Genomic DNA, 7,596 nt, shown 5'->3' on the forward strand with positions numbered 1-7,596 from the left:
ATTAGCATAAGGTTAAAGGAAATGGGAGCAGATCCTATTTCCTTTTTTTAATGCCCGTGTCGCTGTTTGGTAAAATACTTCATTGAATTGGTAATAAACTTGAGATTTCGGTAAAAAAACTCTTCTATTCGGTAAAATATTTAGTCCGTTCGGTAAAATCCTAGAAATGAGTAACGTCTAACATTATTCAATTTCCTATTTACATATCGATTTCAGCTCAACCAGTGAGTAATCCGTGATTTTTATGTATATATCATAGAAAATTTCCATTTTCCCAACAGTTTCATAATGTTCTTTATTCCTCATCATGATAGAGTTATAGAGTAGACTTTTTATGAAAGTGTAGGTGGGATAAGATGGAGAAGCAGAATAAAGTTTGCCAAAACAAGATGGTTGATTATAAAAGATTTGCTATTACACTGTTAGCTGTTGGAGTATTCTTTTATTTAGGTGCAATTATCCCATCCGAAGGCAAGAGCGAATTTGACACATACGTTATGTTTGGTTCATCTTTAGGGTTCCTTGGTGGGTCCATTTTCTATTTCTTCAGGTCTAAGGCTTATCAAAATAAATTAAATAAACAAAAATGACAAAACCCAATGGACAAACATTGGGTTTTTTTGTTACTACAATTAACCGTTTGCCATGTCCACTTTCTAGGCTAATATCTGAAAATATCGTTTTACCTTTAAATAAAAGCTGTGTTAAAGTCTATTGTTGATATTTAGCTTTTTTGTTGATTGAAGTGAAAGATGATTGAATCCTGGAGGATTAACATTACAGGCTTGGCGCCCCTCTGAAAGCAAGCGTCTGGAACGGAATTCAACAAGGCAAATTTAACAGATCCTAAATAAAAATATTGACGAAAAAACTTTTATAAAAATAGGCAAATTTAGGGTTTACTTTTGAATGGCTTTTGGATATACTTACCAATGTAATGAAAAATTGTAAAAAGGAGGTCGAATGAAATGACTAAAGTTTATTTCGAAATTGTAGGGAATACCCAAACTGAATATCAATCTTCACACATTCGACCAAACCGGTGCAATTTATAAAGTCTTTACTTAATTATGCTATTATCATGACTTTATGGCCGTAGGAAGAAATGTGTTTCCTGCGGCCTTTTTATGCCTAAAAATGACCGTCAGGGGATATCGTCCTGCGGTCTTTTTGTGTCCAAATTTCATGAAATAGCTCACATAAACTTTTAGGAGGTGATTTTTTTATGACCCTGAATCTAATATTATTTACCATTACAATTAATGCCAAAAATACGACTCTTGAAGAGGCAATTCATCAAGAAAACATTAAAAAGATGCACGATAATAACTTCAACAAAGTCCTGGAATTTAGACAAATGATTTAATGAAAACAAATAGAACCACAGTAGGAGGTGAACAGCAATGACCCTGAATTTAATATTATTTACCGTTACAATTAATACCAAAAATACGACTCTTGAAGAAGCAATTCATCAAGAAAACATTAAAAAGATACACGATAATAACTTCAATAAAGTCCTGGAATTTAGACAAATGATTTAATGAAAACAGACAGAATCACAGTAGGAGGTGAACAGCAATGATCCTGAATCTAATATTATTTACCGTTACAATTAATGCCAAAAATACGACTCTTAAAGAGGCAATCCATCAAGAAAACATTAAAAAGATGCATGATAACAATTTTATTAAAGCGTTACCCTATAGACAAATGCTGTAAGGAAATTTAAAAAATCTTTTCATTGGAGGTGATCGTATGACGTTGAATCTTTTATTTTTCACCATAATCATTAAAGCCAACAAAACTTCCTTAGAAGAAGCAATTCATCAAGAAAATATTAAAAAAATTCATGAAGAAAACTTCAAAAAAACTCTACAATACAGACAAATGCTCTAATTAAGCTTTTATCAAACAAAGGAAGGGTGGAGATTATTATGCAAAAAATTATGGTAAAAAGAAGTGAAATCATGTGGGTTTATAAGGACACTGGCTAACGAAGTTATATGTCACAAAGTTGTAATGGTTTCTTTAAAAAATGTTCAAATCTATAGTAAAGTACTAAGCCTTTTATATGGTAAATTCAAATTATCATATAAGTAAGGGGGAGATTTAAAATGTTCTCCATGGTATTTACTTTAATCATATCTGCAGCCATTGCGTTGATTATTTCAGCCGAAGTTAGTATGGATTAGTAATTGGAATAATAATAATAATAAAGAAGGGGCCGATTCAAGGTTGTATTTAAAATTACAACCTTGAATCGGCCCCTTGCCTATGCAGGTAAAACTAACTTATATTAACAACCAGCTTTATCCCAGCAACTATTAAAAAACCACCATCCACCAAATATTAATACGATAATTAATAATATGATGAAGAATGCATATGCTGCTCCAAATCCACCTCCATAGCATGGATAAGGTGCTGGATACCCGTAAGGCCCACAACCATAGACCATATGTGACCCTCCCTTCATGAACACATAGCTCTCTCTTTAATAGCATATGGGTGGGACAACTTTGCGGTGAAAGAATGGTGTATGAAAACTAAGTACTCTAAAAAATGAAAAACGACCTGAAAAAGGTCGCCAAATAGTAATACCCCATTATTTTCGTTTTTTTTCTTTTTCGGCACGATAAAATTCGTGAAACATTTTCATTAAGGCCCTTTTTTCAATTCTTGATACATAGCTTCTTGAGATATCAAGCTCCTTCGCAATTTCACGCTGTGTCTTTTCTTTTTGTAATCCTAATCCAAACCTACCTACAATGACTTCTTTTTCACGTTCATCCAGGACATCAATGTATTTTTTCACTTTTTCAATTTCCATATTCAACTGAATCATTTCAATGACGTCCTCAGATTCAGATTTTAATACATCTATCAAGCTGATTTCATTCCCTTCTTTATCTTGACCGATGGGATCATGTAGGGAAACATCTTTTTTGGTCTTCTTAGTTGCTCTTAAATGCATTAATATCTCATTTTTAATTACAATACGGTAGTGCGGAATTCAGAAAATTTATTACACAAACATGTTGGTGACTTTATGTATGAGATATTTTCTACAGATTGAGAGGGCTTTTTAGCTCTCTCTTCTTTTGTTCCAAAGAAAATCTTCTCTCCTATTTGCATTATTAATCCTTTTGGTAATAACTTTGTGTAATGTATACTTTCCAATAGTCCCGCCCCCTATAATATGTTCGATAAAAACACGAACATACGTTCCTTTGATGAATTAATTATACATCTATTATCCCACAAAAACTAGGGGGACAGTTGGGATTTTTATGCCTACAAAAGTTTGAAAATCACGACAATCTTCGACTTATTCTGACAAAAATTATAGAGATTTCAGGGTTTTCACTACCTCTATATACTTTTTAATGTCATCAGGCGACAAGTTTTGACCCTTCATTTCTTCAGCGAACGAAACCCATTCAACCCCCAGTTCTTTTAATTCGTCGGGAACCTCCACTTCTTCTCCAAATAATTGGGGCATGGATGTTTCATATAGATCGCATAATTTTTTTAGAGCAACTAAACTTGGGATAAGCCCTTTTTCGATTTTACTTATATAAGAATGATTTACATTAATTCTGTCAGCAACTTCTTGTTGTGTGAGTTTTCTTTCTTTTCGTAAACTCTTTAATCGTTCTCCTATCTCTTTATCTAACTTTTCGACTTCCTTCAAAACTCCACACTCCTAAAACGTGTAAATTATTGGATAACAATTTCCTGTATTACGTTTTTTATTATACCTTTATGTCTGTAATTTCTCCAAAATTATTTGAAATTTGTTGTTGACATATATTCAAGAAGTTGGTAATCTTAGGTTAAGAAATTTGAATATGATTCAAGTTTTAAGGAAATAGCTACTACCAGGAGGTGTTGCTAAATGGATGCGCAAAAATTAAAAATCATTCGAATTAAGAAGGGAATCAGCCAGAAACGCTTAGCAGAGCTAGTTGATGCGGATTATTCGTACATCAATATGATTGAAAACGGAAGGAAAGTTCCGAGCTTGGCTTTGTTGGAAAGAATTGCAAATGCACTTGATTGTAGTTTGAAAGATTTTTTTTGATTATCAACTTGAATATAAGTCAAGTTTTGGAGGTGCCATATGAAAGTAACCATCATTAAAGGTCCAATGTTTGAAAAAATCGAGCAAGATGTCTATCGCTATATCAGTATGGTATTGACAAAGCAATCTAAAGAAAAAACAAAGGAGGAAGCAAAATGAACATCGAGCAAAAGCTTGAAGTGATCCGATTAGCATTAGAACAAGGAGCCCACATAAAACTTCAATTTCATAATTTATCAGATGAAAAACAAGCGGAAAGCATTATTGCTGCATTAAGTGAAGCTACAGGAAAAGAGTATAAAAAAGATTCTAGTGAAGGTACTCATTGGTTAGAAATAGATGATTATTACGAATCTCGCTTACAAATCACAGCGTTTTACAATCAGTCTTACATGATTGAAGATATCAATTTCGAAGGAGTGGAAGAACATGCGTGATCATCCAGTGATTGAACAAATGGAACGATGCGGATACATGGTAGAAGAAAATGAATGTGCTGGCAGTGACTACTTTGGAGATGAAATTCGTTCTGAAGATGACATTGTGAAGTTTGACGGTGAAATCATTCTGGAATGTAACTTGCGCAGGTATTTGGAAGAAGAAATGGGTTTTGAATTTACAACAGCATAGGAGGATGAAGAAATGAAATTGTACGAAATGACTACACACTATCGACAGTTGTTAGACATGGCAGAGGAATTAGATCCAGAGGTGTTCCAAGACACATTAGAAGCTATTGAGGAAGAAATCGAAGACAAAGCAGAGAATGTTGCTAAATTGATTCGCACATTAGATTCAGATATCGAAGTAATCAAGGCAGAAGAAAAACGCCTAGCAGATCGCAGGAAGGCGTTAGAGAACAAAATCGTATCGGTTAAGACTTATCTGCAAGAACAAATGGAGATTGCCGGAATTGACAAAGTGAAGCGCCCTACGCTAACCATTTCAATCCAGAACAATCCACCATCTGTCAGCGTACTAGACGAGAGCCTAATACCTTCAAATTTCATCATACCACAACCGGGAAAGATTTCTAAAAAAGATATTCTTGCAGCTCTCAAAGAAGGACAGTTTATTCCTGGAGCAGAGATCATCCAATCAAAAGGAGTGAGAATCCGATGACTATCTACCACGCACACGGAAAGTATTTTCTTCAAGTATACGATGGTATTCGTGAAGTGTCATTTGCTCAATTAATTGAGTGGGAAAAGCAAGGATTACAATTAGAAATTTTAGTGGGGTGCTTATATGACTGAAATGAACATCTATCAAAAATTAGTTGAAGTTAGAAAAACAGTTCCTTACCTACAAAAAGAAGCTAAAGGCCATCAATATCAATACACAGGCAGTTCACAAGTATTGTCAGCAGTACGATCAAAAATGGATGAATTGGGCTTAATGCTCATATGTAAAGTCCTTAATCATAATTTAATCGAAGGCCAAACAGCAAAAGGCACTAAAGAATATATGACAGAACTAGATATCGAATTTGTGTGGGTGAATGCAGAAAAGCCAGAAGAAACAATTAGTTGCCCCTGGTACGGCCAAGGGGTAGATACAGGCGAAAAAGGTGTAGGGAAGGCTCTAACCTATGCGGAGAAATACTTCATGCTTAAAACTTTCAACATTGCGACAGATAAAGATGATCCAGACTCCTTCCAAGAAAAAGCAGAATCTTACCGTAAACCTGAACCTATTTCATCTAAAGAAGTAGGCGAACTAAAGACGAAGGTGCTCGAATTCGCTCAACTACGAGGTAAAACCGATGCAGACGTATATACAGCCCTAAACATTCAAGACATTACGAAATTAACCTCACAAGAAGCAAAAGAAATCATGGCTAAGATTACTGGTTGGATCGCTTCTGCTAAGAAAGAACTCAAAAAAGAAAGCAAAGGAGCCTAACCCCATGACATACACCTTAGAAGATGTCGAATCTCATTTTAAACAGCAACAACAACTATACGGAAACTTAGCAGACCAAACATCCTTTGACATGATTTTCAGCTTAATCAATGATAATCGCCAAATGAAAGAAGATAACAAAAGAATAAATGAAGATAACAGCCGTTTGGCTAGCTTAAACCGCCATTACCTATTCAAATTCTTCGATGGTGATGTCATGAAAATGCAAAGGGAGTTTAGTTATATCAAAGATTAAAGGAGGAACAAACAGTGAGTTTTTATGAAGAGGATTTTTATTACGAATCAAGTGAGTTTGATATTCAAGTTGATCAGTTCAAAGAAAGTTTAATGAAATCGGTTAAAGAAGAATTCGTTTCTGAAATGGAACGTTTGAAAAAAGAAAATGAAGAACTTCAAGATGTTAAATATAATTTCGAAAAAATAAAACAGGACTTTGAAATTAAAAAAAGACACCTAGAAAGTGATTATCAAACACTAAAGAATAATGTTCGTAGAGAACGATTGAGTCAATTAATGAAGGAATTAGAAGTAGAAATGTATACGGTAGCTTCAAGAGGAAAAACGAAACCTAAGTGTGATAAATGCGATGAAGAACGACGGATTTATTACAACACACCGTCTGGAAGGAGAACATACGAATCGTGTGAATGCGATTCACGAACAAGTGTTTATGAACCTATTCCAATCCTTCTAAGCTCATTCAGTATTAGAAGTGGAGAAGGTAATGCCTGGTACAAAGTAGTTGATAGAGATAGACATGATGAATATCTGTCTTATTACGAAGATAGCATTTCTGGTAAGGAATTAATTACTTCTGAAGAGCAATTCGAAAGTATTGGTTACGCATATAAAACATTATTCAAAGACAAAGATATCGCTCAGAAATACTGTGATCATAAAAATAATGTTTGATATCTATGGGAGCTGTCACAGGCTCCCGATTATGGGGGATAAACATGGACAAGCACATTCTGTTAGATGAAAACCATCCTATATGGAAGGTGGTCGGAACGATTGCAGCATTGGTCATTACAATCGGATATCTGGTGTTATGTCATGGATAAGAAAATGCAGAAAGTCCGCATACAAAGGTCCACTAAATGGGATTGTTTGAAGGTGGTTATGGAATTAGAAAAACGAGGATTTGAATGTTTAGCACCGATTAAAGAAGTGTTCAAACATGGAAAGTCATGGATCAACGTGAAAGAGCATGGTCGGAAGAAATCTATATTCAATGGCAATCAACAAGAGATTTATTACATAACAATCATGGGGAGGGTTGTCGATGAATCCTCAACACTTTAAGGAATTGCTAGGAACGGTCATGAAAACATCTGGATACACTCAAAAAGCAGTAGCAGAACAAATAGGGATTACGAAAGAAACAATAATCATATGGAAAAAGAAAGGGGTTCCAGTGGCGATTAAGCCATATGTAGTCAGTGTGTTAAGGGAAATATGTTTCTCTAGCGGGAAGTGGAGAAAGACCAATTAGAAAATGGGGTGGATTTCATGAAAACAGAAATCAAGAAGTGCCTCGAATGTCAGTCACGCAGCGCCATACATTGGAATAGAAGTTTTTG

General features: G+C 34.7%; 17 protein-coding genes and 1 pseudogene. 15 read left to right on the forward strand and 3 right to left on the reverse strand.

Going from position 1 to position 7,596, the window contains the following annotated elements; genetic code table 11:
• Positions 1–356 precede the first annotated feature (356 nt).
• From DBX25_RS04120 to DBX25_RS04140, 5 genes are all read left to right on the forward strand, one after another.
• Entirely contained in the window at positions 357–590 is a 234-nt protein-coding gene (locus DBX25_RS04120) for a YrhC family protein (RefSeq protein ID WP_108669508.1), read from the forward strand.
• 635 nt (positions 591–1,225) lie between these two features.
• Complete coding sequence (locus tag DBX25_RS04125; RefSeq protein WP_108669509.1) at positions 1,226–1,366, forward strand: YrzI family small protein; 141 nt, start codon at positions 1,226–1,228, stop codon at positions 1,364–1,366.
• Between the two features lie 37 nt (positions 1,367–1,403).
• On the forward strand, positions 1,404–1,544 hold the full coding sequence (locus DBX25_RS21745) for a YrzI family small protein (protein WP_108669510.1): 141 nt from the start codon (positions 1,404–1,406) through the stop codon (positions 1,542–1,544).
• A gap of 37 nt (positions 1,545–1,581) precedes the next feature.
• Positions 1,582–1,722, forward strand: coding sequence for a YrzI family small protein (locus DBX25_RS04135; RefSeq protein WP_108669511.1), 141 nt, complete (start codon positions 1,582–1,584; stop codon positions 1,720–1,722).
• A gap of 36 nt (positions 1,723–1,758) precedes the next feature.
• Complete coding sequence (locus DBX25_RS04140; RefSeq protein WP_108669512.1) at positions 1,759–1,899, forward strand: YrzI family small protein; 141 nt, start codon at positions 1,759–1,761, stop codon at positions 1,897–1,899.
• A 400-nt stretch (positions 1,900–2,299) separates the two neighbouring features.
• Here DBX25_RS04140 and DBX25_RS20785 read toward each other — a convergent pair whose 3' ends face one another.
• The 3 genes and pseudogenes from DBX25_RS20785 to DBX25_RS04155 all read right to left on the reverse strand — a co-directional run bounded on the left by DBX25_RS20785 (position 2,300) and on the right by DBX25_RS04155 (position 3,697).
• On the reverse strand, positions 2,300–2,461 hold the full coding sequence (locus tag DBX25_RS20785) for a hypothetical protein (protein WP_170110114.1): 162 nt from the start codon (positions 2,459–2,461) through the stop codon (positions 2,300–2,302).
• A 147-nt stretch (positions 2,462–2,608) separates the two neighbouring features.
• Positions 2,609–2,995, reverse strand: a pseudogene (locus DBX25_RS04145) (sigma-70 family RNA polymerase sigma factor); the annotation flags it as partial.
• Positions 2,996–3,346: 351 nt separating this feature from the next.
• Positions 3,347–3,697, reverse strand: a complete 351-nt coding sequence (locus tag DBX25_RS04155; protein WP_108669514.1) for a helix-turn-helix domain-containing protein — start codon at positions 3,695–3,697, stop codon at positions 3,347–3,349.
• Positions 3,698–3,901: 204 nt separating this feature from the next.
• Here DBX25_RS04155 and DBX25_RS04160 point away from each other — a divergent pair, with 204 nt between their 5' ends.
• The 10 genes from DBX25_RS04160 to DBX25_RS04200 all read left to right on the forward strand — a co-directional run bounded on the left by DBX25_RS04160 (position 3,902) and on the right by DBX25_RS04200 (position 7,508).
• Positions 3,902–4,087 (forward strand): helix-turn-helix domain-containing protein, encoded by a 186-nt coding sequence (locus DBX25_RS04160; protein WP_108669515.1) that lies wholly within the window; start codon positions 3,902–3,904, stop codon positions 4,085–4,087.
• A 155-nt stretch (positions 4,088–4,242) separates the two neighbouring features.
• On the forward strand, positions 4,243–4,524 hold the full coding sequence (locus tag DBX25_RS04165) for a hypothetical protein (protein WP_108669516.1): 282 nt from the start codon (positions 4,243–4,245) through the stop codon (positions 4,522–4,524).
• Positions 4,517–4,717 (forward strand): YqaI family protein, encoded by a 201-nt coding sequence (locus DBX25_RS04170; protein WP_108669517.1) that lies wholly within the window; start codon positions 4,517–4,519, stop codon positions 4,715–4,717. Before DBX25_RS04165 ends, DBX25_RS04170 begins: the two co-directional genes overlap by 8 nt.
• 12 nt (positions 4,718–4,729) lie before the next feature.
• Positions 4,730–5,209 (forward strand): siphovirus Gp157 family protein, encoded by a 480-nt coding sequence (locus tag DBX25_RS04175; protein ID WP_108669518.1) that lies wholly within the window; start codon positions 4,730–4,732, stop codon positions 5,207–5,209.
• Positions 5,206–5,343, forward strand: a complete 138-nt coding sequence (locus DBX25_RS20480; RefSeq protein WP_157950874.1) for a hypothetical protein — start codon at positions 5,206–5,208, stop codon at positions 5,341–5,343. Before DBX25_RS04175 ends, DBX25_RS20480 begins: the two co-directional genes overlap by 4 nt.
• On the forward strand, positions 5,336–5,992 hold the full coding sequence (locus DBX25_RS04180) for an ERF family protein (protein ID WP_240620147.1): 657 nt from the start codon (positions 5,336–5,338) through the stop codon (positions 5,990–5,992). Before DBX25_RS20480 ends, DBX25_RS04180 begins: the two co-directional genes overlap by 8 nt.
• A gap of 4 nt (positions 5,993–5,996) precedes the next feature.
• Positions 5,997–6,248 (forward strand): hypothetical protein, encoded by a 252-nt coding sequence (locus DBX25_RS04185; RefSeq protein WP_108669519.1) that lies wholly within the window; start codon positions 5,997–5,999, stop codon positions 6,246–6,248.
• Positions 6,249–6,262: 14 nt separating this feature from the next.
• Entirely contained in the window at positions 6,263–6,925 is a 663-nt protein-coding gene (locus DBX25_RS04190; protein WP_108669520.1) for a hypothetical protein, read from the forward strand.
• A 144-nt stretch (positions 6,926–7,069) separates the two neighbouring features.
• The gene (locus tag DBX25_RS04195; RefSeq protein WP_108669521.1) at positions 7,070–7,318 is read left to right on the forward strand and encodes a hypothetical protein; all 249 of its coding nucleotides are present in this window, start codon (positions 7,070–7,072) and stop codon (positions 7,316–7,318) included.
• Positions 7,299–7,508, forward strand: coding sequence for a hypothetical protein (locus DBX25_RS04200; RefSeq protein WP_108669522.1), 210 nt, complete (start codon positions 7,299–7,301; stop codon positions 7,506–7,508). The genes DBX25_RS04195 and DBX25_RS04200 overlap by 20 nt, the downstream gene beginning before the upstream one ends.
• Positions 7,509–7,596 lie beyond the last annotated feature (88 nt).

The sequence above is a fragment of the Peribacillus acanthi genome (assembly GCF_003073175.1).
Classification (GTDB): domain Bacteria; phylum Bacillota; class Bacilli; order Bacillales; family DSM-1321; genus Bacillus_BN; species Bacillus_BN acanthi.